26 protein-coding genes are annotated in these 24,239 nt (G+C 63.7%); 18 read left to right on the top strand and 8 right to left on the bottom strand.

What is annotated here, in order from left to right; translation table 11 throughout:
* Window positions 1–10 precede the first annotated feature (10 nt).
* The 11 genes from DWG20_RS15385 to DWG20_RS15335 all read left to right on the top strand — a co-directional run bounded on the left by DWG20_RS15385 (window position 11) and on the right by DWG20_RS15335 (window position 8,550).
* Window positions 11–1,222, top strand: a complete 1,212-nt coding sequence (locus tag DWG20_RS15385; protein WP_115434621.1) for a tyrosine-type recombinase/integrase — start codon at window positions 11–13, stop codon at window positions 1,220–1,222.
* A gap of 43 nt (window positions 1,223–1,265) precedes the next feature.
* Window positions 1,266–2,171, top strand: coding sequence for a hypothetical protein (locus DWG20_RS15380; RefSeq protein ID WP_115434620.1), 906 nt, complete (start codon window positions 1,266–1,268; stop codon window positions 2,169–2,171).
* Window positions 2,172–2,350: 179 nt separating this feature from the next.
* Window positions 2,351–2,788, top strand: a complete 438-nt coding sequence (locus tag DWG20_RS15375; RefSeq protein ID WP_115434619.1) for a helix-turn-helix transcriptional regulator — start codon at window positions 2,351–2,353, stop codon at window positions 2,786–2,788.
* 86 nt (window positions 2,789–2,874) lie between these two features.
* Window positions 2,875–3,141: a hypothetical protein gene (locus tag DWG20_RS15370; protein ID WP_147289979.1), complete on the top strand. Its 267-nt coding sequence runs from the start codon at window positions 2,875–2,877 to the stop codon at window positions 3,139–3,141.
* A complete protein-coding gene (locus tag DWG20_RS15365) occupies window positions 3,131–3,748 on the top strand; it encodes a hypothetical protein (RefSeq protein ID WP_115434617.1) in 618 nt (205 codons plus the stop codon). Before DWG20_RS15370 ends, DWG20_RS15365 begins: the two co-directional genes overlap by 11 nt.
* Window positions 3,745–3,984 carry a hypothetical protein gene (locus DWG20_RS15360; RefSeq protein WP_147289978.1) on the top strand — a complete coding sequence of 80 codons (240 nt, stop codon included), beginning with the start codon at window positions 3,745–3,747 and terminating at the stop codon, window positions 3,982–3,984. Before DWG20_RS15365 ends, DWG20_RS15360 begins: the two co-directional genes overlap by 4 nt.
* Window positions 3,981–4,187 carry a hypothetical protein gene (locus DWG20_RS15355; protein ID WP_115434615.1) on the top strand — a complete coding sequence of 69 codons (207 nt, stop codon included), beginning with the start codon at window positions 3,981–3,983 and terminating at the stop codon, window positions 4,185–4,187. Before DWG20_RS15360 ends, DWG20_RS15355 begins: the two co-directional genes overlap by 4 nt.
* Window positions 4,184–4,600 carry a hypothetical protein gene (locus tag DWG20_RS15350; RefSeq protein ID WP_115434614.1) on the top strand — a complete coding sequence of 139 codons (417 nt, stop codon included), beginning with the start codon at window positions 4,184–4,186 and terminating at the stop codon, window positions 4,598–4,600. The genes DWG20_RS15355 and DWG20_RS15350 overlap by 4 nt, the downstream gene beginning before the upstream one ends.
* A 13-nt stretch (window positions 4,601–4,613) precedes the next feature.
* The gene (locus DWG20_RS15345) at window positions 4,614–4,994 is read left to right on the top strand and encodes a hypothetical protein (RefSeq protein ID WP_115434613.1); all 381 of its coding nucleotides are present in this window, start codon (window positions 4,614–4,616) and stop codon (window positions 4,992–4,994) included.
* Window positions 4,991–8,023, top strand: coding sequence for a DUF927 domain-containing protein (locus DWG20_RS15340; RefSeq protein WP_115434612.1), 3,033 nt, complete (start codon window positions 4,991–4,993; stop codon window positions 8,021–8,023). The genes DWG20_RS15345 and DWG20_RS15340 overlap by 4 nt, the downstream gene beginning before the upstream one ends.
* Window positions 8,020–8,550, top strand: coding sequence for a hypothetical protein (locus tag DWG20_RS15335; RefSeq protein ID WP_115434611.1), 531 nt, complete (start codon window positions 8,020–8,022; stop codon window positions 8,548–8,550). The genes DWG20_RS15340 and DWG20_RS15335 overlap by 4 nt, the downstream gene beginning before the upstream one ends.
* A gap of 900 nt (window positions 8,551–9,450) precedes the next feature.
* Here DWG20_RS15335 and DWG20_RS15330 read toward each other — a convergent pair.
* Window positions 9,451–9,681: a hypothetical protein gene (locus tag DWG20_RS15330; RefSeq protein ID WP_147289977.1), complete on the bottom strand. Its 231-nt coding sequence runs from the start codon at window positions 9,679–9,681 to the stop codon at window positions 9,451–9,453.
* Between the two features lie 119 nt (window positions 9,682–9,800).
* Between DWG20_RS15330 and DWG20_RS15325 the strand changes: the two genes are divergently transcribed.
* The 3 genes from DWG20_RS15325 (at window position 9,801) to DWG20_RS15315 (ending at window position 12,320) form a co-directional block, all read left to right on the top strand.
* Window positions 9,801–10,220 carry a DUF1289 domain-containing protein gene (locus DWG20_RS15325; RefSeq protein WP_115434609.1) on the top strand — a complete coding sequence of 140 codons (420 nt, stop codon included), beginning with the start codon at window positions 9,801–9,803 and terminating at the stop codon, window positions 10,218–10,220.
* Between the two features lie 19 nt (window positions 10,221–10,239).
* Window positions 10,240–10,419 (top strand): hypothetical protein, encoded by a 180-nt coding sequence (locus tag DWG20_RS16210; RefSeq protein ID WP_115434608.1) that lies wholly within the window; start codon window positions 10,240–10,242, stop codon window positions 10,417–10,419.
* 83 nt (window positions 10,420–10,502) lie between these two features.
* Window positions 10,503–12,320: a methyl-accepting chemotaxis protein gene (locus DWG20_RS15315; protein WP_115434607.1), complete on the top strand. Its 1,818-nt coding sequence runs from the start codon at window positions 10,503–10,505 to the stop codon at window positions 12,318–12,320.
* A gap of 60 nt (window positions 12,321–12,380) precedes the next feature.
* Here DWG20_RS15315 and DWG20_RS15310 read toward each other — a convergent pair whose 3' ends face one another.
* The 7 genes from DWG20_RS15310 to DWG20_RS15280 all read right to left on the bottom strand — a co-directional run bounded on the left by DWG20_RS15310 (window position 12,381) and on the right by DWG20_RS15280 (window position 20,097).
* Complete coding sequence (locus DWG20_RS15310; protein ID WP_115434606.1) at window positions 12,381–13,076, bottom strand: GntR family transcriptional regulator; 696 nt, start codon at window positions 13,074–13,076, stop codon at window positions 12,381–12,383.
* Between the two features lie 64 nt (window positions 13,077–13,140).
* Entirely contained in the window at window positions 13,141–13,977 is an 837-nt protein-coding gene (locus DWG20_RS15305; protein WP_115434605.1) for a fumarylacetoacetate hydrolase family protein, read from the bottom strand.
* A 47-nt stretch (window positions 13,978–14,024) separates the two neighbouring features.
* A complete protein-coding gene (locus DWG20_RS15300) occupies window positions 14,025–15,665 on the bottom strand; it encodes a methyl-accepting chemotaxis protein (RefSeq protein WP_115434604.1) in 1,641 nt (546 codons plus the stop codon).
* 156 nt (window positions 15,666–15,821) lie between these two features.
* Complete coding sequence (locus DWG20_RS15295) at window positions 15,822–16,580, bottom strand: aspartate/glutamate racemase family protein (protein ID WP_115434603.1); 759 nt, start codon at window positions 16,578–16,580, stop codon at window positions 15,822–15,824.
* Window positions 16,581–16,594: 14 nt separating this feature from the next.
* A complete protein-coding gene (gene hydA, locus DWG20_RS15290; RefSeq protein WP_115434602.1) occupies window positions 16,595–18,010 on the bottom strand; it encodes a dihydropyrimidinase in 1,416 nt (471 codons plus the stop codon).
* Window positions 18,011–18,023: 13 nt separating this feature from the next.
* Window positions 18,024–18,752: a maleate cis-trans isomerase family protein gene (locus DWG20_RS15285; RefSeq protein ID WP_115434601.1), complete on the bottom strand. Its 729-nt coding sequence runs from the start codon at window positions 18,750–18,752 to the stop codon at window positions 18,024–18,026.
* Window positions 18,753–18,801: 49 nt separating this feature from the next.
* Window positions 18,802–20,097 (bottom strand): MFS transporter, encoded by a 1,296-nt coding sequence (locus DWG20_RS15280; RefSeq protein ID WP_115434600.1) that lies wholly within the window; start codon window positions 20,095–20,097, stop codon window positions 18,802–18,804.
* A gap of 453 nt (window positions 20,098–20,550) precedes the next feature.
* Between DWG20_RS15280 and DWG20_RS15275 the strand changes: the two genes are divergently transcribed.
* The 4 genes from DWG20_RS15275 to DWG20_RS15260 all read left to right on the top strand — a co-directional run bounded on the left by DWG20_RS15275 (window position 20,551) and on the right by DWG20_RS15260 (window position 24,057).
* Window positions 20,551–21,339 carry a tyrosine-type recombinase/integrase gene (locus DWG20_RS15275; RefSeq protein ID WP_342767288.1) on the top strand — a complete coding sequence of 263 codons (789 nt, stop codon included), beginning with the start codon at window positions 20,551–20,553 and terminating at the stop codon, window positions 21,337–21,339.
* 216 nt (window positions 21,340–21,555) lie between these two features.
* Complete coding sequence (locus tag DWG20_RS15270; protein WP_115434598.1) at window positions 21,556–22,059, top strand: DUF1353 domain-containing protein; 504 nt, start codon at window positions 21,556–21,558, stop codon at window positions 22,057–22,059.
* A gap of 71 nt (window positions 22,060–22,130) precedes the next feature.
* On the top strand, window positions 22,131–22,637 hold the full coding sequence (locus tag DWG20_RS15265) for an anthrone oxygenase family protein (protein WP_115434597.1): 507 nt from the start codon (window positions 22,131–22,133) through the stop codon (window positions 22,635–22,637).
* 745 nt (window positions 22,638–23,382) lie between these two features.
* Window positions 23,383–24,057: a hypothetical protein gene (locus tag DWG20_RS15260; RefSeq protein WP_147289976.1), complete on the top strand. Its 675-nt coding sequence runs from the start codon at window positions 23,383–23,385 to the stop codon at window positions 24,055–24,057.
* The last annotated feature ends 182 nt before the right edge of the window (window positions 24,058–24,239 follow it).

Here is a 24,239-nt window from a genome sequence, read left to right as displayed (position 1 = left end):
GGACCACGCCATGCCCCTGACCGATCTCGCCATCCGACAAGCCAAGCCGCAGGACAAGCCCTATCACCTGGCGGACGGTGGCAGCCTGTTCCTCGAAGTGACGCCCGCCGGCGGCAAGCTGTGGCTGTTCCGTTACCGCTTCGCCGGCAAGCCGGGCAAGTTGTCCTTTGGCAAGTACCCGGCGGTAACGTTGGCCGAAGCGCGCGACAAGGCCGCCCAAGCGCGTCGCCAGCTTGAAGAGGGAGCCAACCCCGGGCACGCGAAGAAAGTCGCCAAGGTGGCGGCCAAGGTCGCAGCCGCCAATGCCTTCGAGGCCATCGCGCGCGAGTGGCACGCCAACGAGCTGCCGCGCTGGACCGAAGGTCACGCCGTGCGGGTGCTCGAATCGCTTGAGGCGGATGCTTTCCCGGCCCTCGGCAAAATCCCTGTCACCGACCTGACCGCCCCCTTGATCCTCGACGCGCTGCGCAAGATCGAGAAACGCGGCGCGGTGGAAACCGCCGGCCGCGTCCTGCAACGCGTCAACGCAATCATCCGCTATGCGATCCAGACCGGCCGGGCCGAATACAACCCGGCCGCCGACCTGGCCGGCGCTCTGAGTGCGACCAAGGTCGAGCACCGGCCGGCTATGCCGCGCAGCGAGCTGCCCGAGTTCTATCGCCGCCTCGCCGCCGAGCCGCTACACCAGCCGACGCGGATCGCGATGCACCTGCTGATCCTGACTTTCGTTCGGCCGGGCGAGCTGCGCGCGGCGCGCTGGGACGAGTTCGATATTGAGCGCGCCGAATGGCGCATCCCGGCCGAGCGAATGAAGATGCGCGCGCCGCACCTGGTGCCGCTGTCGCGCCAAGCGCTCGCCCTGCTGCAGGAATTGCGGCCGCTGACCGGGCGCGGCGCGCTGCTGTTCCCGGCCATGACGGACCACGACAAGCCGATGAGCGAGAACACCCTGAGCTACGCGCTCGGCCGCATGGGCTACAAGGGCACCGCCACGCCGCACGGCTTCCGCGCGCTAGCGTCGACGGTGCTGAACGAAGAAGGCTTCGATCCCGACGTGATCGAGCGCCAGCTCGCGCACGCGGAGCGCAACAAGGTCCGGGCTGCCTATCACCGCGCCGAATACCTGGAAGAGCGGCGGCGCATGCTGCAGTGGTGGGCAGACTTCCACGACAGCCAGCAGGGCGGCAACGTGCGGCCGGTCAACTTCAAGCGCTCGGCCTGAGTCGAGTGCCGAAAACTTCGGCGCGATGCCACAAGAGATGTCTATGCCCAATGTAACCATGCTGTCCAACCCCTTCGAGTATCTGGGGAAGGCCAAGCCTGACTATCTGCCCCTTTCGATCTGGGATCGCGTCCAACATGACTTGAAAAGCGGCCGAGTTTGGTTTTTCAAACGCTACGAAAATCTACTCTTTAGCCAGGACTCGCAGGCCCTCTTCAAGCTGCTTGGACGCAAACCCAATAAGAATGAGGTAGCACAAGGGGCAAGAGTCTGGACGGGTGATGACTATGTTAGCTGGCTCGAAACCCATAACCGCATTTATGCGTATTACATTGATCGTGATCCGTATGGTACGTATCACGATATCAAGCGCAAACTTTCCGATACGGTCGATCAGGCGAGCCAGTTGATAGCTACACTCCGTGACCTATATGCCATGCATGGTGCTTTAGAAAGAGGGGCTAATGTCTTGCCAGTAGAGCTAAAAAACCTTGCCTTCGCTTATCGGGCGGCTGTCTCCGTAAACAATGACAGCGGGGGGAATGCCAAGCGTTTTGAGGCGCTAGCGGGGCTGGAAGAAGACTCCACAGAGGCGCGCGCCTTGGAAGAAGAGATAAGCATGCATGGGGTGAGGGGGCACCTGCCGACATTGGCTGACATGCTGGAGGGAGTTACAACGCGAATCCGCTGGCATCAGGACAGATTTGAACGAGATGGCAAGCATGGGTTTTCGATTGGCAACTATACCCCTGACTCTTTATTGGCCCGCTACGTTGCTCTATTCGATGCTGGCATTGAGGAGAGCCCCTTCGTAAAGATTGCCCAAATACCCCGAGTGTCCCATCAAGCGATGAGCCTGCAATGTGGACTGGTTTTTCCCGATGAGGATGTCACGAAAGACCGGATTAACGACATTCGAAAACGCATCAAAAAAGCCAACTCCAAGTAGCGATAGCCTGCCCCAGTGGGCGCTAGCCCCGTTTTTTGACGTGCGGCACCCATGGGTCAAGGTACGAAAAAGATGAGTAGCACCCATATTATCTAGCCCGAGAGCAGTCCCTAACATCCTCCTTGCCAAACGTCATTGCACGTTTGCGGTTAAACCAACCCAAGCAAGGAGGATGTTTCATGCAAGCCGACTCAATCGACCCCCGTCGCCTGTTGACCCGCCAACAGGCCGCCGACTTCCTCGGCGTTTCCGTCTTCACCCTGAACCAGTACGCCAGCGAGGGCAAAGGCCCGGCCTTTGCCAAGCTCGGCCGCAAGGCCGTTTATCGGCTGGCCGACCTGGAAGCCTACCGCACCGCCCAAGCCGAGCCCGTCGCCGCGCCGTTGTTGGCCGCCACGCCGCCCGCCAGTATGCAGACCGGTGGGCTCTACATCATGCGCTTGCCCGAGGTGCTCCGTCGTATCGGGCTGTCCCGCAGCAGCCTCTACGCCAAGATCAAGACCGGCGACTTTCCTGCACCGATCAAACTGGGACCGCGCTCGAATGGCTGGAATTCCGCGATTGTCGAGGCATGGATTGCTCAACGTCTGAATGCCAATGTGGCGGAGGTGGCGTAATGGCCGGCAAGCCGATGAACGCGCCTGCGCGCCAAAAAGCGAAAGGCCCGGCGGTGGTGCGCCGGGCCTTCACTGGAAACTGCTCTGTGTCCTCTCCCCGTCGGCGGGTCGAGTGCGGTGATTCTAGCAAAGCCGCCACCGCCAAGCACCCGGTTTCGGCGTGCCCGCTGTGCGGCGAGCGCCGTGTCCTCGGCAAGCGGCTGGTGTTGCCGTTGCTCGGCCAACCGTTCGCCGCCGCTGTGTGCGCGAGCTGCCACGACGCGGCCGGCATCAGTCCCGGCTATCGCGCCAGCCTGGCGCATCGCGTCGCGCAACACCAGCTCTACCGCCCGGAGGTCTGCCATGCCGCATGACGCCGAAACCTTGAAGCAGGCCCACGAGGCATTGGGCCGGTTTTTCCAGCAATACCCCAAGGTGTTTGCGATGGTCCAGCAGCGGATTATCGAGGACGGCCCCGGCTTCCTGGATGCCTTGGCCTTGCGTGCGCTGGACGACGAGCGGGCCGGCCGGCTTGACGCCATGCCAGCCGACAGCGAGAATGCCCCCGTCGTGTTCAATAGCGCGACCGAGATTGGCGTCTCGAATGCACAGGCGGACAGCCGCCCCACGCGGCGTTTTTTACGTCCGTCACACACCATTGGTGCGTCTTCTTCTATGGCGGGCCGTGGTGGGAGAGCCTTCGGGCTCGCCGGTTCCCTGTGCGCCGGTACGCCAATCCCGCCATGCGCCTGCCACCCCCGATTGGCGTCGGGAGGCGGGTTTGACACCGCACAGGAGGCCACCATGCCCCGCACGATCTCGCGCGCCCTCGCGCACCTGTTCCCCGTATTCGCCGTTCCCGTTTCGACCTTGCCCACGTTGGCCGAGGCCCGCGCGCTTGCCGCCTTGCTGGTGTCCCGTGGCCGTCGCGCCGTGATCCAGCCGGCCGCCGCAGGCTTTACCGTGGCGGAGGTGGCATGATGGAACGTCAACAAGCCCACGCCCTGAATGCGCTGATCGACCGCGACAGCGCGGTATTCACCCTCGAAAACGTGGCGATGGCACTCGACGAGCTGGCCGCCGCTGCCGCGCTGGTGGACGGCTCGTCAAGCCTCGACGCCTATCAAAGCGTCCTGTTCATGGCCGGCCGCATCGCCACGACCGCCGCGCGCGCGGTCAATTTCGAGCGCGAACAACTATCGGGGGCACGGTCATGATGCAAACCGTCTACTACGTCGCCTATGCGGAGCCGCAAACCTTTGGTCATGGCGATCAAGGCGGCGTCATATCTGCGATGCCGGCATCCGAGAGAGAACACACCAGCCGCGCCGACGCGGAGCGCGAGCTAGCCAAACTGTCCGCCCGGCTCGGCCAACCGTTGCGCGTGCGCCGTCTGACTTCCGGGGAGGGCTGGCAATGAACACGCCAAACGCCTTTCTCTACCTGGCCGAGAATCATCAGACCCTTTCGCGCGGCCCGTGGCATGGCGCTGCCCAAGGTACGGAACCGCTGGCCGATCCCGCCGTGCTTCGGCTGGCCGAGTCGCACGCCGAGGTCATTTGCTCCGACGTGGCCGACAGCCTGCAAGCCTTGTCGCGCCTGCTATCGAACTGCCCGCGCGAAACCGGCGACGAGGCGGCGTTGATGCCCAACGTTGGCGCTTTGCTACGCATCTTGGGCGATGCGCTCGAATTCGGCCTACAGGCGCAGTATGCGGCGCAAAACAGGCGGTCAGAGTGCGAGAACGCCGCCGCCACGGCGCAAGCGCTGCCCGTGGCTGCCGCGTCGGAATCCGAAGCATCGTCGCGTCGCCGCCGCGCCCAACCCACCTAAACAAGGTCCGATCATGATGAATCCCAATCAAACCAACCCGCTCGCCGGGCTGGCGGGCGGAGCCTTGCCCGCGTTCGCCGAAAGCGGCCTAGAGGCGGCGATCTACCCGGCCGCCATCGGCCGCGCCCTGGCCCTCTCTCTGCTGGAAAACCTCCGCTTCCTCGACCGCCTGCCGCTCGACGGCGAAGCGCGTTACCGCGCCGCCCGCGCGCTGTGGAGCGGCTTTGTCCAGACGCTGCTGCCGGCGCTCGACGCCGGCCCGGACGACTTCGACGCCGACTGGCTGTCGCGCTGGCTGGACGACACCGCCGCCGACCTGCTCGACGGCGCGGCGCTGGCCCTGCTGGCGGCCGAGCCGGTATCGCCAACCGAAACCGACCAGGGGGCCGCATGAGCGCCAAACGTCTACCGTTCGCCGAGGTCAGCCGCGCGGCGCTGGCCGGCTTGGGGCGGGTGCTCGACTGGCTGGGCGTGACGCACCAGCAGGCCGGCCACGAAATCCAGATGCTGAACCCGCAGCGCAGCGACGAGGGTTTCGGCTCGTTCTCGATCAACGCCAACACCGGGGTGTGGGCCGACTTCGCCAGCGGCGACAAGGGCGGCGACGTGGTGTCGCTGGTCGCCTACGTCAAAGGCTACGGGCAAGGCGAGGCGTGCAAGGAACTGGCGCGGCTGTTCGGCATTCTGGCCGGCGAGGCTTCGCCCGCCAGCGAGGCCGCACCGCCGCCCTCGGCCAAGCCCGCGCCGGCCGATAGCGCCCGGCCGCTGCTGCCGATCCCGGCCGATCTGCTGGGCCGGATGCCGTGCGACAAGTACAAGCACCCCGGCCAAGTGGTGCAAATGTGGCGCTACAACGATGCCGCCGGCCTGCCGCTGGTGTTCGTCGCGCGGCTCGAACCGGGCATGAACGGGCGCAGCAAGGACTATTTCCCGCTGTCAGTGTGGGAAGACGCCGCGAGCGGCAAGCGCGAATGGCGCTGGAAAAACCTACCCGCGCCGCGCCCTTTGTACGGGCTCGATAGGTTGGCCGAGCGCTCCGCCGCCCCGGTGGTGGTCTGCGAGGGCGAGAAAGCCGCCGACGCCGCCGCCAAGCTGCTGCCCGAGCATGTGGCGGTGTGCTGGATGAACGGAGCCGAGGCGGTCGGCAAGGCCGACTTTTCCCCGCTCGCCGGCCGCGATTGCCTGATCTGGCGTGACAACGACACGCCGGGCGAGGTGGCCGCGCAGGCGGTCGCCGGGGCGCTGGCGAAGGTTGACGCGGCGTCGGTGCGGCACGTCGATGTACGCGCCTTCGCCGACTTCGCGCCGGCCGGCTCGGCCAACGCGCCCGAGCTGGTCGAGGGTGGCGAGTGGAACGACGGCGACGACGCGGCCGACGCGCTCGCCCGGGGGTGGACGCCTGAGCATATCCGCCTGTTGGCCGAGGCCGGGCGCTGGCTGGTCGACGACGCGGCGAGGGATGTGTATGACGCACATACCCCAGCCAGTGCCAACCCCCTGTGCGATGCAGGCACTTCGCCGGCCGGGGCGGTGGGGAGCTGCACCGTCAACGTTGACGGCGCAGACCCGCAGACGCCGCCGGCCGAGCCCGCCGACACCAGCGAGGCCAAGACCCCGGCCAAGCCGGCGAAGCGCGTCAAGCGACCGCCAGCCGGCACGGGCAGCAACCCGTTCAAGGTCACGGATACCGGCGTCTACTTCCAGACCGAAGACATGGATGCCGCGCAGTGGGTGTGCGCGCCGCTGACCATCCTGGCGCGGACCCGCGACCATCAGGGCTTGAACTGGGGCTTGCTGGTGCGTTTCGCCGATCCGGACGGCACTGATAAGGAATGGAACATTCCGGCCGAGCTTCTGGCGAGCAGCGAGGGGGCCGAGGTGGTCAAGGGCTTGCTGTCGATGGGCTTGAGCATCGGTGCGGGGCCGAAGGCACGGCAGCGGCTGCTTGAATACCTGCAGCGTTTCGACGGGGCCGACCGTGCGACCATCGTCAACCGGCTGGGCTGGCACGGCCCGGTGTTCCTGCTGCCCGAGGGCCATCTCGGCGACGGCGGCGCGGCGCTGGTCTATCAGGCCGCCAGCCGACAACGTGAGCTGATGGCGTGCGCCGGCTCGCTGGAAGGCTGGCGGGCCGAGATCGGCCGCTACTGCGTCGGCAATCACCGTTTCGCCTTCGCGGCGTCGGTGGCGTTCGCCGCGCCGCTGCTCGACGTGGTGGGCGCGGAGTCGGGCGGCTTTCACTTCTTCGGCGACAGCTCGCAAGGCAAGACCACGCTGCTACAGGTGGCCGCCAGCGTGTACGGCGCGCCGGGCTACCTGCAGACCTGGCGCGCGACCGACAACGCGCTCGAAGCGATCGCGGCGGCCTATTCGGATTGCCTGCTGCCGCTGGACGAAATCCACCAGTGCGACCCGCGCATCGTCGGCGAGACGGTGTACATGCTCGGCAACGGGCGGGGCAAGGCGCGCGCCAACGACCGGGGCGGCGCGCGCGGCGCGGTGGCCGAATGGCGGCTGCTGTTCCTGTCGTCGGGCGAAAAGACGCTCGAAGCGCACATGGCCGAGGCGCGCAAGGACATGAAGGCCGGCATGGAAATCCGCCTGCTGGCGGTGCCCGCCGACGCCGGGGCGGGGCTCGGCCTGTTCCATGCCCTGCACGACCAGCCCAGCGGCAAGGCGCTGGCCGACCAGCTCAAGGCGGCCGTCGCCAGCCACTACGGCCACCCGGCGCGCGCCTTCCTGACGCGGCTGGTGTCGGAGCGGGCGGGCATTGGGGCGCTGATCGTCGAGCAGATGCGCCGCTTCGCCGCCGACGTGGTGCCGGCCGGCGCGCACGGGCAGGTGCATCGCGCCGCCGCGCGCTTCGCCCTGGTGGCGGTGGCCGGCGAGCTGGCGAGCGCCTGGGGCATCACCGGTTGGCCGAAGGGCGCGGCGTGGGAATCGGCGCGCGTCTGCTTCGCCGACTGGCTGACCCTGCGCGGCACCAGCGGCAACCGCGAGGACGACACCATGCTCGGCAAGGTACGGCTGTTCTTCGAGCAGCACGGCGAGGCGCGCTTTACCCGCCTGTCGCCGGAAACGCTGCTGCACGAGCAGGACGGCAACGGCCCCGACCCGGACCTGCACGCGCCCAAGACGCTGATGCGCTGCGGCTACCGCGCCAAGGATTCGGTGAGCGGCGTGCTGCGTTACTACGTGTTTCCCGAGAGCTTCCGGCACGAGGTGTGCGCCGGGCTGGACGTGGGGCGGGTGTGCAAGCTGTTGCAACAGGCCGGCGCGCTGGAAGTCACCAAGGGCAGCGGCTACCTGTTGCAGACGCGCGCGATCCCCGAGGCCAAGCTGAGCAAGAGCGGCCGGGCGCGGGTGTACTGCGTCACCTCGAACCTGTTCGCCGACCACGGCCACGAGGAGGACGCGGCATGAGCGGCCCGCTCGATAGCTGGTTCGCCGGGCTCGACAGCGGCCCGGCCGCCCCCGATCCCGCCCCAACGCCCGACCGCCGCCCGGCGGTCGCGTCGTCTCTGGCTTCTGTGCGTGGCGAGGGTGAGAGTCACGGGCCGGGCAGCCTCGATGATGGGGCCGAGGTGTCGGGCGAGTTGGCCGCGCCGATCGGCCCGCACGGCGAGCCCTTGCCGTTGCGCTGCCGTGCCTGCGCGCGGCTGGTGTCGGGCCGTTGTCTGGCCGGCGGCTGGGGCGGTGGCGACCCGGTGCCCACGTCCATCCATGCCGGCCGCTGCACCGCCTATGCGTTACGCGCCGGGGTTGGCGTCGGGCGGGTGTGGTGGTGGCGGGTGACGCTGGCCGGTGGCACGTCTGCCTGGCTGATGGGCTGCCCGCCGCTGGCCGAGGTCGACGCGCTCGCCGCCGTGCGCTCAAGCTGGGGCGAGGCCGTCGAGCGAGTCGACGCGATGCCCGGCTTTGACCGCTTGCCGGATGGGCTGGTGTCCTGATCCTGTCCCATTCGTTGCTGCTTCTCACGAGTCGGCGGCGTGCCCTTGCTTGGCCGTGCCGCGCTTCCCTGTCAGCAGGGTTAAGGCGGGCTCGGCCAACCCCTTCAAGCCCTGCAACGGGGCGTGTGTCACGCTGTCACGTTGTGACAGGGGGTGCGTGTCACAGCTTGAATGTCCTTATAAATCAACGATGTCACGACGTCACAACTGTCACAACGATTTTTTGATGGGGTGGGAAAGTTGCCGCCAAGATGGCAAGGCGTCGCCCACAGCGACGACCCTTCGTCCGGCTTGGGTCCTCCCCCGTGGGGCCACCCTATACGGGTGTTCGAGCCCAGAGACTTCGCCAGTCTCTAGCACCATGCGCTTACTAAACTGTTAACTCGGTTAAGTCAGAGGGGGGGCGGGTCGAATCTCTGGCCGGTCCCGTCATCGACCATGTGCCCAGGTGTGCATTTTTATGGAGAACCTTTTTAGAGGGGTGGGGGGGGCAAGCAGGAAGGGGATAGGAAGAGTGAACTGCAGGGTCGGAGGCTTTTTTGATATAGTCTCGGCCGTTGGGGGCGCACCGAGCGGGTGAAGCGCCGCCAGAGGCGTCAGAGCGAGTGGGCCCGGCAGGGTGGCAAGTCGAGCCTGATACGCTCCTTCGGACGCCCAGCGGATCGATTCTGTGTACCTTTTTGTGTACCTTTTTCAAAATCGAAACGACAGAGTCCTTATCTGGCGCGGCTTTTGCGCCACACTTCGATAGAGGCTCCGGCACCATTTCGATTGCCGGCGAAAAATTAAAGAAAAAACCCGCACAGCGCCAGGCTATGCGGGTTTTTTGCTTTTTCGGCCGAAGGTCGATCAGCGAGCCTTTAAATGTAGCGTGCCGTTCGTTGCGAACTGACGCTACGCTCAGTTGTCGTCGAGGTAGTCGTAACCGGCCCAACCCAGTTGCAGGCGCGGCCGCCCGTTGCCGATCTGCGAACGTTTGATGAGGCCGTGCTCGAGCATGTAGCCGAGGTGGCGCTCGATGTCATCCGGCGAGTATTCGCGTCCGGTGGATTCGGAGACGGAGCGGATCAGCGATCGTTCTTCCAGCGTGGGGGAGGTTCCGCGTCCCATCAGGTGCAGGATTTGGAACACCAGTGACTCGTCGTGTGGCATGGCTTCATATTACATTTCATCGAATCGACATTATTTATCAGTCATGACGGGCCTTGTCGTCAAGTGTCGCGGTCGTGTCGTAGCCGGAGATTGAGTCGATGACGAACGCCGAACAGAGGGATTCGCCGTGCGTGGCGTTGTGCACGACGGCGCTGGGCGACCCGGTTTGCCGTGGCTGCGGGCGCACCTTCGACGAGGTCGCACACTGGACGCTGTTGGACGCCGACCAGAAGCGGGACGTGTGGCAGCGGTTGGACGCGCGCCGTCGCTTGCTGGAGATCGGTCTGCAGCACGGTTGCTTGGTCGCGGTCGAACTCGACGTCGCGGGCGACGAATGGGCGTGGGTACCCGCCTTGCCCGAGCTGCCGCGTTTCCGTCTGGCGCGCGGCGATGATGGTCTGCGATTACTGGTGAGAGACCCGGGGCAGGGCGACGTCGAGGAAGCCGCCTTGCCTGACGGTGTCGCACCGTCGGCGGAAAGCTTCGCCGCCTTGCTCGCCGAGCGGTTCGCGATTTAAACGAAGGCAGGGTCAAAGCTTGGCCGCCCGCACGGGCTCGGCCAAGCTTTTTGCTCGGGAAAACGCGGCGTGGGCAAGCAATAGGCGCGTGCGTTTTTATATATTCGCGCAGGCAGAAAGCGCGATCACCGGCGGGGGCGGGATCTGGCCCAAACTATTCGACCTTGCCTTGATCCGCTTCAACTTTCGCTTCGCATAATCCTCTGGCCAATTGTCGGGCAATCGGTAAAATGGCCGGACGATTCGACAATAAGAAGCCCCGCCCCCGGAGGACATACCACAATGGCTTGGTTCTGGCGCGTCTACACCCAGGTCGAAAAGACCTTCTGGAATTCCCTCACCAAAAAGCTCTGCAGTTTCTTCTTCATCAGCGTGTTCCAGCTTTGCATGGTGCTGTACTTGTTCGGCGTGTTGGGCGACATCCGCGAGGTGCTGAACGACCAGAAACTCGACGCCGCCGCGCTCGCCAGCCTCGAGGCCAGCCTCGACAGCGCGCTGTTCTGGACGGTGGCGCTGTGGGCCGGCTCGTTCGTCTTCATCGCCTTCATGGTCTGGTACCTGCGCTACCTGATCGTGCGGCCGCTGAAACAGGTGACGGCGATCTTCGACGAGATCGGCGCCGGCGTCGGCAACCTGTCGAAGGACCTGCCGACGATCACCTACGACGAAATCCGCGACCTCTCGCTGTCGTACAACAAGTTCCTGAAGAAGATGCGCGAGTTGATCAACAACGTGCGTTTGATGACGATCCGCATCGCGATGGACACCGCGTCGACGCGCAAGAACATCGGCGAATCGTTGTCGAGCGCCAGCCAGCAGGACGTGCTGGTCGAGCAGGTGCGCGAGGCGAGCGGGCAGACGACGCTAGGCATCAACCAGGTGACCGAGCAGACGCAGGCGATCTCGGCGACGACCTTGGCCAACCTCGACGTCGCGCGCACATCGAACGACGAGCTGAGCGACGTCGCGCACCGTATCAACGACATCAGCCACAAGGTCGGCCATTTCAACGAGACGGTCGCCGACCTGAGCCGCCGCTCGGGCAGCATCAAGACCATCATCGACCTGATCAAGGACATCTCCGACCAGACCAACCTGCTGGCGCTGAACGCGGCGATCGAGGCGGCGCGCGCCGGCGAGGCCGGGCGCGGTTTCGCGGTGGTGGCCGACGAGGTGCGCAAGTTGGCCGAGCGCGTGAAGACGGCGACCGAGGAGATCTCGGGCAACGTAGACGGCATGCTCGCGCTGGTGGGCGAGACGCAAGAGGAAACCAGCCGCATCACCGAGGACACGCAGGTGGCGCGCGAGGTGGTCGCCAAGACGTCGCAGCATTTCGCCAGGATGATGGGCGACTTCGAGTCGACGGCCAGCAGCCTGACGCAGATCGCCGGCACGATGGAGGCGTTCGCGCACACCAACGGCCAGGTCAATCGCAACGTCAGCGAGATCTACGACCTCGGCCAGCGGGTCAGCGGGCGGCTGAAGCACACCGAGGAGGTGTCGGCCGAGCTGTCGTTGGCGTCCGAGCAGGTGCAGGACATGGTGTTCCGCTTCATCGTCGGCCAGGGCGAATTCCACCAGATCATCAACCACACCCGCCTCGCGCGGCTCGAGCTGGAAGACAAGCTCGGCCAACTCGCCAAGAGCGGCGTCGACGTGTTCGACCAGCGCTACCAGCCTATAGCCGGCAGCAACCCGGCCAAGTTCCGCACCGGCTACGACACTCAGGTCGAAGGCATCATCCAGCCGGTGATCGACCGCGTGGTGCGCGAGACCGACGGCGGCCGATTCTGCCTGGCGGTCGACACCAACGGCTACGCGCCGACGCACAACAGCGCGTGTTCGAAGCCCTTGACCGGCAAGCTCGACGTCGACCTCGCCATGAGCCGCGACAAGCGCATCTTCAACGATGCGGTCGGCCTGCGCTCGGCGCGCAGCACCGAGCCTTTCGTGTTGCAGACCTACGCCCGCGACAACGGCGAGATCCTGACCGAGATCGCGGTGCCGATCGCCGTGGCCGGTCGCCACTGGGGCGCGCTGCGCTTCGGCTTCGACCCGGCGCACCTGTTGAAGGAATTGAAGATCAAGCGCGCGGCCTGACGTTGGCCGAGCATGAAAAAACCCCGCCATGGCGGGGTTTTTTGTCGCCTTGCGCGCGTCCTATTGCACGACGCGCGCCGGCTTGTTGTGCTTTTTCAGGAATTCAAGCACCTCCTTGGCGGTGTTCTCGGAGTGCCGGCGCATGACATTCGGCAGCGGTGTGCCGGATTTTCCGTTCAGCGACGCGATGATCTCCTCGTGCTCGCCGAGCGACTGGTCCCAGCGCGACTGGCCGATGTTGGCCGTGCCGCGCGCGCGGTAGACCTTGGACATCAGGTTGTTGTAGACGGAGGCGAGCACCGGGTTGCCGGCGGTGTCGATCAGCTTCGCGTGGATGGCCTGGTTGGTGCGGAAGTAGTTCTTCTTGTCGCCGGCGTCGTGGTAGGCGAGCATCCGCTGGTGCAGCGCTTCGATCTCGGCGAGTTCGGCCGGCTTGATGCGCGACGCGATCAGCGAGCCGGCGAATTCCTCGAGCGCGTGCAGCATCTCGAACACCGAGCGCAGCTCTTCGAGGTCGATCGAGGTGACGCGGTAGCCGACGAACTGGCGGTGCGACACCAGTCCCTCGGCGACCAGCACCTTCAGCGCCTCGCGTAGCGGCGTCTTCGAGATGTCGAACTTCTCGCAGAACTCGCGCTCGTTGATCTTCTCGCCCGGCGGCAGCTCGCCGCTTTCTATCATCTCGCGCAGCTGGCTGGTGACGAGGCTCGACATGCCCGAGGTACGCAGGCTCTGTCGTTTTTGCTGGGTTTCCATGGGGCCGGACAGTTAAAAAAACATCATCATCGTAGCATGCGAGCCGGGTCGCATGAATCCTAGGCTAAGCGACACGATGCTCCTGCACGCCGAGTCCTTCTACGCCCAGCCTTACCGTCTGCCCCGGTTTGAGATAAACCGGCGGTTTGTGGCCCATGCCGACGCCGGCCGGCGTGCCGGTGGCGATCACGTCGCCCGGCTCGAGCTTCATGAAGCGGCTCAGATAGGCGATCAGCTCGGGCACCTTGAAGATCATCTGCGAGGTGTGGCCGTCCTGGTAACGCATCCCGTCCACCTCCAGCCATAGGGCTAAGTTATTTGGGTCGGCGATCTCGTCGCGGCTGACCAGCCACGGGCCGATCGGGCCGAAGCTGTCCGCACCCTTGGCGAGCGCCCACTGCCCGCCGTCCAGCCCCTGCCAGCGCCGCTCGGTGACGTCGTTGACGACGCAGTAGCCGGCGACATGCTCGAGCGCCGCGTGTTCCGGGATGTCGCGGCCGGCCTTGCCGATCACGACGCCCAGTTCGACCTCCCAGTCTGTGTGCATCGATCCGCGCGGCAGTACGATGGGGTCGTAGGCGCCGGACAGGCTGCTGGTCCATTTGCCGAACACGATAGGCTGCTTCGGCAGCGGCAGGCCGGCTTCCTCCGCGTGGTCGCGGTAGTTGAGGCCGATGCCGATGAACTTGCCGACGCCTTGCACGCAAGGCAGCCAAGTGACCGGCCCGTCGAGAATGGGCAGCGATTCGATAGGTTCGGCAGCCAGAGACGCGAGCCAGTCGTCGGAGTAGGGCGGGCCGTCGAAGGCGGCGACGAGCGTGCTCGCGTCGCGCAGCCGTCCATCTGTGTCGACGAGGGCGGTAAGACGCCGCCCATCTTGTTCGACGTGGGCGATTTTCATAGCGAACTCCTTAATAAAGAGGGCCGGAGGTTTCCGGTAAGCGGCCGTCAGTACTGGAAACGTCCGACCATCTGATTCAATCTTGCCGACAACTGCTCCAGCTCGGCCACGGCCAGCGCGATGTGGTTGACCGCCTCGTTCGTGCTGTCGACCATCTGCGCGATCTGTTCGACCTGTCGGGAAATGGCGACGCCGGCCGCGCTCTGTTCCCTGGTCGCCGTAGCGACATCCCGGATCCGAATCAAGGTGGCGTCCGTTCCGCTGCGGATTTCTTCCAGCGATTGCGCAGCCTCTTCTGCTAAGCGCACGCCGGTTTCCGCTTGGGGCACCGCCGACTGGATGCAGCTTACGGCGGACTGGGTGTCCGTTTGGATAGTGGCGATCATCTGCTCTATCTCTACGGTCGCCCTGGCGGTTCGTTCGGCCAGGCCGCGCACCTCGTCGGCGACGACCGCGAACCCGCGTCCCTGTTCGCCGGCACGGGCGGCTTCGATGGCGGCGTTTAGCGCGAGCAAATTGGTCTGGGCGGCGATGTCCTTGATCACGTTGGCGACCAGGCCGATCTCGTTGGTCCGCACGACAAGGCCGCCGATACGCTGTACGGCGTCGCCGATCGCGACGGAGATGCTGCTCATCGCCGCCGCCGCCTCGCCGACCTTGAATTGTCCCAGATTGGCGAGCTCCACCGCCCGGGCGGAGTTTTGCTCCGTTTCCTGACTGCCGGCCGAAATATGATCGATGCTGACCGACAGCTCCTCGATCGCGACCGCCACGGCCTTGGTGGCGTCGGATTGCGCATGGCTTGCGCCGGTGACGCTCTGCGCCGAACGGGTGATAGCCTGCGAGTGGGTCGCGACCTGGCCGGCACTGGCGGCGATCTCGGCCAGGATGTTCCTCACCGACGCGAGCGAGGTCTTCAGCGCCGCCAGCATACTGCCGTCCGCCTCGGATGCGACACGCACCTCTACCGCCAGTTTGCCGACTGCCACTTCTTGCAACACTTGGGCCGCATAGGACGGCTCTCCGCCGAGCTGCTTCATCAGGCTGCAGGAGATGAAGTAGGCCAGCGTTGAGATTGCCAGCAGGCCGGCGCCGGCGATCAGCAGGAAGGTGGTGAGTTTTTCGCGGAACACCCGATCCACGTCATCCAGGTAGACGCCGGACGCCAAGACCCACTGCCACGGCTCGAACGCACGTAGAAACTGGAGCTTGGCCACCGGCTCCTTGCTGCCGGGGCGGGGAAATTCGGTGAGCTGGAAGGCGGTCCGTTCGGCCGAAGTCGCCGCGTTGGTCACCATGAGCTTCACAAACGGCACCCCATGCGTATCCTTCTGGTGCGACTGGTCCTTGCCCTCGAATTCGGGGCGGATCGGGTGCATCACGCTGCGGGTTTGATAGTCGAACAGGTTGAAGTAGTCGTTGTTCCCATAGCGCAGCCCGCGCAAATACTCTTTTGCCGCGGCCTGCGCCTGGTTTCGGCTCATCCGCCCGTTCTTTTCCTGTTCATGGAAGTATTCGAGAGTGTGATAGCCGGTGGTGACGATGTTGCGGATCGAGGTCTGGTAACTCTGATACAGCGATTGCCGGATCGACACGACGGCGACCGTCACCAGGCTGGCATAGCCGAGCAGGGAAAGGACGATGATCAGCGCCAGACGCCAGCGCACGGACAAACGGTTAAACACCATGAATGCTCCCACGGGGCTGGATTGGAAAAGCCCAAAACGGATGACGAACGCCGGCGGCCGGCTACTGCCGTTCGACGCGGCCGGTTTTCATCGCTGACTCCAAAAAAATGGGCCACCGAGGTGGCCCGAACTGGAGAGAAGAAAAGATCGTGCGGGCTAGAAACAGTTGCGTAGCTGGGTGTTCAGCAGCCGTTCGAGCGGCTCGGGCAGACCCTGGTTCGGCTTGACCGGCGGATGCGTGAAGCTGCCGCCGGTCGCCTTTTTCGGCTGCAGACGGATCAGGCCTTCGAGCTGGGTGATCGCGCTCGACACGCCGTCGACGACCGGCACCGGCAACTGGTCGCGGATCTCGCGCGCGAGGCCGGCCAGCGGCGCGCCGGCGATGATGATGACGTCGGCGCCATCCTCGTCGACCACCTGCTTGCACAGCTCCTTCAGCCTTCCGGCGTAGTCCTGCTGCACGCTGCCGATGTCACGCAAGGGTTCCTCGAGCGAGCGGATGCTCGCAAGACGCGTCGAGAGATGGCTGCGCTCTACCGTCTCGCGGTACCACGCCTTGATGCGCGACGAGATCGCGATGATCGAGAAACGTTGGCCGAGCATCGCCGCGGTCATCAGCGCCGATTCGGTCAGGCCGACCACCGGCACGTCGAGCAGCTCCTTGATGCCCTGAAGGCCCGGGTCGCCGAAGGCGGCGACCACGACGCCGTCGTAGCTGCCGTAGCGCTCGGCGGCGACGCAGGCGCTGGCGTAGGCGCCGACCAGCGCCTCGAAGCGCGTCTCGATGTAGGCGACGCCGAACGGCGCGGTCGCGACCTCGATCTCGGTGCCGGGCGACGCGCTGCGGTGCGCCTCGGACTGGATCAGTGTCGACACGCTGTCGGAGATGTTGGGGTTGATCACCAGAATCTTCATGGGGTTCTCCGCTATCAGAGGTCGAGGTACTGCGGTTTGCCGGCCTTAAGGAACTGGCCTCGGCCAACCTTGGGGTCGAGGTAGCGGCCGTTTTCTACCAAGAGCTCACCGCGCGACAGGCAGTGCATCGGCCAGCCGTGGACGGTGCGGTTCTCGTACGGCGTGTAGTCGACGTTGTGGTGCAGCGCGTCGTTGCGGATCGTGACCTCGCGGTTCGGGTCCCACAGCACGATGTCGGCGTCGGCGCCGATGGCGATCGTGCCCTTACGCGGGTAGAGACCGTAGAGCTTGGCCGGGTTGAGCGAAGTCAATTCTACGAACTTGCCCAGCGACAGCTTGCCGCGCATCGCGCCGTCGAACAGCAGCGGCAGCCGCGTCTCGAGGCCGGGGATGCCGTTCGGGATATGCTCGAACGACACCTCGTCGCCGCCGGGTTTCTTGCCCTGGGGGTCGTCGTACGAGAACGGCGCATGGTCGGACGAGAACACGCTGAACACGCCGCGCTTGAGCGCGCTCCAGACGGCCTTCTGGCTGTCGCTGTCGCGCGGCGGCGGGCTGCATACGCACTTGGCACCGTGGTAGCCGTCTTCGCCGCCGAGGTCCTCGGCGGTCAGGTACAGGTACTGCGGGCAGGTCTCGGCGTAGATGTTGAGCCCGCGCCGCTGCGCCCACTCGATCTGCTCGATCGCGTCCTTGCCCGAGACGTGCACGATCAGGATCGGCACGTCGACCAGTTCCGAGAACGCGATCGCGCGGTGCGTCGCCTCGCGCTCTGCCACCGCCGGGCGCGACACCGCGTGGTACTTCGGCGCGTGATGCCCTTCGTCGGTCAGCTTGTCGGTCAGCCACGCGATGCAGTCCGAGTTCTCGGCGTGCACCATCACCAGCGCCTGGTGGCGGCGCGCGACGTCCATCACCTCGAGGATCTCGCGATCGCTGAGCTTGAGGTCGTCGTAGGTCATGTAGATCTTGAACGAGGTGTAGCCGGCGGCGATCAGCTCGGGCAGTTCGCGCTCGAGCACCTCGGGCGTCGGGTCGGAGACGATCAGGTGGAAGGCGTAGTCGGCGACCGCGCGGCCTTCGGCGCGGCGGTGGTAGTCGTCTACCGCCGCCTGCAGCGACTGGCCCTTCTCCTGCGCGGCGAACGGGATCACCGTCGTCGTGCCGCCGCACACCGCGGCGCGCGTGCCGGTGAAGAAGTCGTCGGCCATCTTCAGGCCGTCCGGCAGCGGCTGGTCGAGGTGACAGTGCGCATCGACGCCGCCGGGCAGCGCCAACAGGCCGGTCGCGTCGATCTCGCGCTCGCCCGCCGCGAGGCCGCGCCCGAGCGCGACGATGCTGCCGTCTTTCACGCCGATATCGCAGACGAAGCGCTCGGATGCGGTCACGACATCGGCGTTGCGGATCACCAGGTCATACAGGGTAGTCATCGTCGCCTCGCGCTCAGTTGACTTCGGAGAACAGCCGGCCCCAGCCCTTGAGCTGGGTGGTGTCGTAGCCGGCGAGCTTCAGCGACTTCCACACCACGGTAGAGATGGTGTCGTAGAGCGGAATGCCGAACTCCTTCTCCACCTCGTCTGCCAGGTGCGCCGCGTGCAGGTTGGTGCAGAAGGTGGTGATCGCCTCGGGGCGCTGCTTCGCGACTTCGCGGATCTGCTGGCGCAGCGTGTCTTCGCCGACCTCGGAAAACTCGAAATTCACCTTCAGCTTGAGGTGGCTCTCGGCCGAGCAGTCGAAGCCGGAAGCCAGGTAGTTGGCGACGATCTTCTGCTGCACGTCTTCGAGGTAGGGGCTGACGAGGCCGAATTGCTTCACGCCGGTCTTTTCCAGGATTTCGTTCAGCGCCAGCACCGAGGTGGTCGCCGGGATGCCGGTCGCGTCCTGGATCTGCTCGCACAGGCGGCGGTCGGAGTCGAAGCCGAGCCAGCCGGACGACGTGCCGTTCCAGGCGATCACGTCGACCTTGGCGTCGGCCAACAGCTTGGCCGCCTGGATGATGTTGCCGGTGTCGAACTGGCCGAGCGCCTGATTTGACAGCGAAATCTCGGTGACGGTAAAGCGCGAGAAGTGGGCGCTGACGCCGGGCAGCTGGGCGACCATCGCGCTGGTGATCGGTTCGAGCGCGGTGTTGGAGGACGGGGTCAGCATGCCGAGGAGGACGCGTTTTTTCATGGTGTTATCTCTTTAGTGCCGCCTCCCGCGGGGGAGGCGGCTTTGTCGTTTACACGGGGAGTTTCTTTTCGTAGTCGATGCCGTTAGAGCACAGCAGCAGGCCGACGCCGGCGGCGGCGAAGAACATCAACGCGAGGAAGTAGGAGCCGGTGGTCTGCACGATCAGGCCGACGATGATCGGCACCGAGATGCCGCCGATATTGCCGCCCAGGTTCATGATGCCGCCGAGCACGCCGACCTTGTTGCGCGTGCCGAGGATCGACGGCACGCACCAGTACAGGCCGCACCAGCGCAGGAAGAACAGCGTCGACGACAAGAGGATGACGACGGTCAGCGGGTCCTTGACGTAGGCGACCGAGAAGATCGACGCGGTCGCGATGATCGCGGCGATGCTGAACAGCGTACGCATCACCACGTTGGCCGAGCCGCCGGCGTCCTTCCATTTGTCGGAGATCCAGCCGCCGACCAGCTCGCCGACGAAGCCCGAGAAGAAGATGCAGAAGGTGGCGCCGCCCATCTGCTTGATGTCGAAGCCGTGCACCTTGTTCAGGTAGTTCGGCATCCAGGTCAACAGGCCGTAGAACACCGTGTTGAAGCACAGCCAGCCGAGCGCCATGCACCACACCGAGCGGTACTTGATGAAGTCCATGGTGCGGCCGGACAGGTTGGCCGGTTCGTTGCTGTGCTCGGCGGCGTGGGCGGCCTCGACGTAGCTGGCTTCGGCCTCGTTGACCGACGGGTGCTCGCGCGGCGTGTTGCGGATGAAGCGGTAGGCGTAGAAGCCGGCGATGATCGTGGCCACGCCGGCGACGATGAAGGCGAGACGCCACGAGTTCAGCGAGGTGATCAGCCAGGTGATGATGATCGCACCGAGCGCGGCGCCGAGCGGCGCGCCGCCGTCGAGCAGCGTCGCGCCGCGGCCGCGTTCGTTCTTGGTCATCCAGTTGGCGTTGAGCTTGCCGCCGGCCGGCATGATCGGCGCTTCGGTCGCGCCGAGGCCGAGACGGGCCAGCAAGAGCGTGGTGGCGCTGCCGCAGAACGCCGCCAGCGTCTGGGACAGACCCCAGAGGACGGTCGCGGCCGCGATCACGATGCGCGGCTTGTACTTGTCCGCCAGCATGCCGCCCGGGATCTGCATCATCGCGTAGGTCCAGAAGAAGGAACTGAGCAACAGGCCCTGCATGGCGGGGCTCAGGTCGAATTCCTTCGCGATCAGCGGCATGGCCACCGACAGCGACGCGCGGTCGATGTAGTTCAGTGCGATGAGGAACAGCATCATCAGGAATACCTTCCATCTGACGCCTGTCTTGGGCGCGCTAAGCGCCGCGGCTCCGACTTGCTGCATGTTGAGATCTCCTTTGTATGACTTGCTCTTGTGCGGTTTCTTTTGTGTGGGTCGATGCCCGAAGCACAATCGCAGTATAAGGTGTGTAATCTATAATTACAAATTACGTAACTTATTGTATTTGTTGGTATTTGTTGTTTATTTCGAAAAAACAATGAAAGGGTTTACCCTTGCTTTTGGCGGGTCCGGGTCAGCCGTGACGGGGGGCTTGCCGAGAAGGTCGTCGTGTTCGCCAGACGGAGGCGTGGCAGCATGAGGGCTCGGTCAACGTTGATCTCGTGCGACAGATCGAGAGATGTGCAGACCGGTTTGTCGCTGCGGATCAGGCGGGTGCGAATGTCGTGCCGTGACGACGGCGTGGCGATCGCGCAGCTAAGAGCGGGGCGTGGGGGGAGGGGGTGTCGGGGCTGAAAACACGAAAGCCCTGCAGGTGCAGGGCTTCGGTGGGGCTGACTGGCGGAGAGGAAGTCTTGGCTGTTCCGCTTCATGATCGACGGCAAGGCCCGCGAGATGGGGCTTGGCTCATGCCAAGACCTGTCGCTGGCGCAGGCGCGCGACGCGGCGGCGCAATGCCGTCTACTGCTGACGGAAGGCAAGGACCCGCAGCAGGAACGGGAACGCCAGCGACATCAGGCGCGCCTGACACAAGCCCAGCAGATCACCTTTCAGGAGGCCGCCGATCGATTCATGACCGCCAAGCATCACGAATGGAAAGACGGTAAGCACTCTCAGCAGTGGGCCAATACCCTCGCCACCTATGTCTACCCGGAGTTGGGGCCACTACCGGTCGGCGCGATCGACGTGACGTTGGTGGTCAAGGTGCTGGAGCCGACCTGGCGCGACAAGACTGAAACCGCTTCGCGGGTCCGGGGCCGGATCGAACAGGTGTTCGACTGGGCGATTGCTCACCGCTACCGCTCCGACGATAACCCGGCGCGTTGGAAAGGGCTGCTGGACAAGCTGCTGCCGACGCCCGGCAAGATCCAGCGCTCCTCCCACCATCCTTCTTTGCCCTATGCGAATCTACCTGCCCTGTTCACAAAACTGCGGGCGGAAGATGCGAGCTCGGCCAAGGCGCTGGTGTTTCTGATCCTCACTGCGGAGCGTACTTCGGAGGTGCTGGGGGCGAGCTGGCAAGAAATCGACTTCGACAAGGGGCTGTGGATCATTCCGGCCGGCCGGATGAAGCCGAGCAAGGAGCACCGGGTACCACTGTGCGCCACGGCCCCTGCCAATGCTTGAGCTAGGTTTCGGTTCAGCGTGACTGACAGGTGGCAATCGGCCAGAAGCGGACGATCAAGCACCCTCCAGCTCTGGTCGCAGGTGACGTATTTTGTCTATGATTGGTGGATATTTGGTGCCGTGATGCAAGGCAGCTTGGGGCTTGCCGGCGACGGAGAGGGTCTGTGACGCAACAAAATACGTCTTTTAGAACGTCAAATACCTAGTTAGGCCACCATGTCCGAGTTCTCTGTTCGTTGGGTCTTCCAGTTAGAGATCGACTGCGTCTACAACGTTCGTCGGCACCTGCCTGCAGAATGGCATGAAGGCTGCACCTTCATCGACAAAAAGGGGCGACGACGTCTGGAGATTCATCCGAATGGTGATGTCAAAGTGCTTGCTGGCTACTCATGGGATGGCTGTACACCAAAGATCTCGGTATTCGACCTCGTATTAGGAACGCCAGATGGGGTTCCGAACCGAGTGACGAAGAGGCCAAAGGCATACTACGCTTCCCTATTGCACGACGTCCTCTATCAGTTCCTGGATGCTGGGCTTCCCTTGTCTAGAGCCCAAGCCGACAAAGTCTTCTTGGAAATCCTCACTAGGGATCGCTTCGCGCCACGCTGGATTTACTATGGCGCCGTCCGGATGTTTGGTGGCGTTTTCAGGCTCTTCACACGTCGGAAGCGACGCTATGCCGGAAAGCGAATACCTTTGCTGATAGACGGTGCAGCCTAACCCCTCGGTCGACGGCCTAACAGCCACCTGTTTTTTCGTTAATAGGCGTTCTGCTCCCCTGGACCAAGCACATGCCGCTAGTTGATGAACTACTGTTCCCCATAACGCTCTTCGCAGCGCTTGGCTGCGGGTTGATGGCTGGACTCTTCTTTGCCTTCTCGAACTTCGTGATGAAGGCCCTCGCCCGGCTCCCTCCGGACAGCGGCATCGCGTCCATGCAGTCCATCAACGTTGCGGTTCTCAACCCATTGTTCCTGACTCTCTTCCTTGGCACCGCCGCAGCTTGCTTGCTCCTCGTGTTCTACTCACTTTTGCGTTGGCAAAACCCTGGCACCGTCTGGTTGCTGGCTGCTAGCACGTTCTATCTCATCGGCAACATTGTGGTGACGATGGCCTTCAACGTGCCGCTAAACGATGCCTTGGCGCGCATCGATGCGTCGAACGCCGAAGCCATCCACGTCTGGCGCAGCTACGTCACCGGCTGGACGAGGTGGAACCACGTGAGGACCATCACTGCGCTCGCAGCGGCAGCCTCACTCACGATTGCGCTTTGTCAGTTGGCGGCTGTCGCGCGATAGGATGAATGAGAGCGCCAACGAGAACGGAATGCCTAACCTCTCCATCGAGCGGTCAGCCAAAGGCCGCCGCTCATTTCGAACGTTATCCTCACGAACGGCCGCTTAGCGTCGTAAACGTCCTCGATCGAAGGACACTCAGCGTCCAGAAGCGGACTTCTAACCGCAATCCACGCCTCGACAGATGTGACGTGTTTTGTATATGATAAAAGAATATTTAAGGCTGTGAAGCTTAGGCAGGGAAAGGCTTAGCGGCGACCAGCGCGTCAGTCATGCGATATTTAGACCTCACTTTGTTACTGGTTTAGGGATCACATCGTTACTGGTTTAGACTTCAGTGGTGATAGTTAATTAATAGTTAGGCGCCAAGGGAGCACTGCCGTGGACTCGATAAGAAGCCAAGCTGAGGATCAGATGCTTCTTGCCACGTGCATGGCACGTAAGATTCAGGAGGGGAGCCCTTACGACGAGGCAACGTTTAGACAGTGCTACTTTGAAACACTGCCGGCTGACTCTTCAGAGAGCCTCAAAGTCTCGGAGTCATGGTCAGCTGCCCTTTGGGATGCACTACGGCATGTTCCCGCTGAGCAACTTGTCACTGCCTCCAAAAACAAAAACAACTTACTCAAGCTGGTGTACGGTGTTTGGGGCAAGGCGTACTGACATATCGCTGTTGGCGCCTAACAATTCATTCAAGCCGAAGCCGCTTCGCGGCTCGGCTTAATTCAGGCGTTAGCAGTCGTATCTCATGGAAACTCAATTGCATACTTCAATTCTTAAACGCGTCGGTGGTGTTCTACTGGCTGCTGGCTTAATCGACATTGCTGTGATGATCTACTGCATCATCAATCGCATTTCGTATTCGTCAAGCTTCAATATATTTGCAGTCCTAGCAGGCATTTTTCTGTTGCGTGGCAGCCTGCGGGCGGCTTCAGTGGTTCGCTGGCTTGCCGTCTTTATGTTAGCGGCGTTTGCTACGCTGCTAATCGTTTGGCCTTTCATGCAGCCGTTTGATCTTACGGTCACTCAAATCCGCCTGGCCCCTGGCACTTTCGTTGTCACCACGGCATTTATGGTGTTTGTCTTTGGTCTTTTGTTCTGGCTAGCCAGGGAGTTAGGGCGTGAGCCAATTCAAGCTGCACGTACTAGTGCTGGGCGCAAACAGCGAAACATGCGCATTCCAGCGGCTGTTGGTGTTGGGTTGGTCGCTGTCATGGGCGTCTTCTTAACGTTCTTGCTAGGTGGGGAGTCGGCGGAACGTGCAAAGTCCATGGCAGAACAGCAGATCGGTTCTGGTTATCGTTTTTACGTCAGCTCGCTAAACATCGCCAAGAACAACCAGGGTACATTCGTCTCTGGCATTGTTACTGCCTGGAATGATAAAGAAATCAAGAACATTCCAGTACGTTGGGAAGAGCACTAAAAGGTGCTAACAAGTCGTTGAAGGCGCGCCCTTTGGGCGCTGGGACGGTCCGCGCAGGGCGCAGCCCGCCCCTTAACTTGGGCGTTAGCAGTCATGTACGAATGCCGCTGCACTCACATTTACGACAAGTCAGATCTTAATTTTGTTGGTAGCCGGGAGGCATGTTGCTCAGCGGTTGACAA

This window comes from Crenobacter cavernae, from assembly GCF_003355495.1.
GTDB classification, from domain to species: domain Bacteria; phylum Pseudomonadota; class Gammaproteobacteria; order Burkholderiales; family Chromobacteriaceae; genus Crenobacter; species Crenobacter cavernae.
Note: the sequence above shows the minus strand (reverse complement) of the source record. Positions and strands in the feature narration are given on the sequence as shown.

Bases quoted from the DNA above. Each gene is read 5' to 3' on its own strand.
- DWG20_RS15385 (WP_115434621.1), top strand. From the start codon at position 11: ATGCCCCTGACCGATCTCGCCATCCGACAAGCCAAGCCGCAGGACAAG.
- DWG20_RS15380 (WP_115434620.1), top strand. From the start codon at position 1,266: ATGCCCAATGTAACCATGCTGTCCAACCCCTTCGAGTATCTGGGGAAG.
- DWG20_RS15375 (WP_115434619.1), top strand. From the start codon at position 2,351: ATGCAAGCCGACTCAATCGACCCCCGTCGCCTGTTGACCCGCCAACAG.
- DWG20_RS15365 (WP_115434617.1), top strand. From the start codon at position 3,131: ATGCCGCATGACGCCGAAACCTTGAAGCAGGCCCACGAGGCATTGGGC.
- DWG20_RS15360 (WP_147289978.1), top strand. From the start codon at position 3,745: ATGATGGAACGTCAACAAGCCCACGCCCTGAATGCGCTGATCGACCGC.
- DWG20_RS15355 (WP_115434615.1), top strand. From the start codon at position 3,981: ATGATGCAAACCGTCTACTACGTCGCCTATGCGGAGCCGCAAACCTTT.
- DWG20_RS15350 (WP_115434614.1), top strand. From the start codon at position 4,184: ATGAACACGCCAAACGCCTTTCTCTACCTGGCCGAGAATCATCAGACC.
- DWG20_RS15345 (WP_115434613.1), top strand. From the start codon at position 4,614: ATGATGAATCCCAATCAAACCAACCCGCTCGCCGGGCTGGCGGGCGGA.
- DWG20_RS15340 (WP_115434612.1), top strand. From the start codon at position 4,991: ATGAGCGCCAAACGTCTACCGTTCGCCGAGGTCAGCCGCGCGGCGCTG.
- DWG20_RS15335 (WP_115434611.1), top strand. From the start codon at position 8,020: ATGAGCGGCCCGCTCGATAGCTGGTTCGCCGGGCTCGACAGCGGCCCG.
- DWG20_RS15325 (WP_115434609.1), top strand. From the start codon at position 9,801: ATGACGAACGCCGAACAGAGGGATTCGCCGTGCGTGGCGTTGTGCACG.
- DWG20_RS15315 (WP_115434607.1), top strand. From the start codon at position 10,503: ATGGCTTGGTTCTGGCGCGTCTACACCCAGGTCGAAAAGACCTTCTGG.
- DWG20_RS15310 (WP_115434606.1), bottom strand. From the start codon at position 13,076: ATGGAAACCCAGCAAAAACGACAGAGCCTGCGTACCTCGGGCATGTCG.
- DWG20_RS15305 (WP_115434605.1), bottom strand. From the start codon at position 13,977: ATGAAAATCGCCCACGTCGAACAAGATGGGCGGCGTCTTACCGCCCTC.
- DWG20_RS15300 (WP_115434604.1), bottom strand. From the start codon at position 15,665: ATGGTGTTTAACCGTTTGTCCGTGCGCTGGCGTCTGGCGCTGATCATC.
- DWG20_RS15295 (WP_115434603.1), bottom strand. From the start codon at position 16,580: ATGAAGATTCTGGTGATCAACCCCAACATCTCCGACAGCGTGTCGACA.
- hydA (WP_115434602.1), bottom strand. From the start codon at position 18,010: ATGACTACCCTGTATGACCTGGTGATCCGCAACGCCGATGTCGTGACC.
- DWG20_RS15285 (WP_115434601.1), bottom strand. From the start codon at position 18,752: ATGAAAAAACGCGTCCTCCTCGGCATGCTGACCCCGTCCTCCAACACC.
- DWG20_RS15280 (WP_115434600.1), bottom strand. From the start codon at position 20,097: ATGCAGCAAGTCGGAGCCGCGGCGCTTAGCGCGCCCAAGACAGGCGTC.
- DWG20_RS15270 (WP_115434598.1), top strand. From the start codon at position 21,556: ATGTCCGAGTTCTCTGTTCGTTGGGTCTTCCAGTTAGAGATCGACTGC.
- DWG20_RS15265 (WP_115434597.1), top strand. From the start codon at position 22,131: ATGCCGCTAGTTGATGAACTACTGTTCCCCATAACGCTCTTCGCAGCG.
- DWG20_RS15260 (WP_147289976.1), top strand. From the start codon at position 23,383: ATGGAAACTCAATTGCATACTTCAATTCTTAAACGCGTCGGTGGTGTT.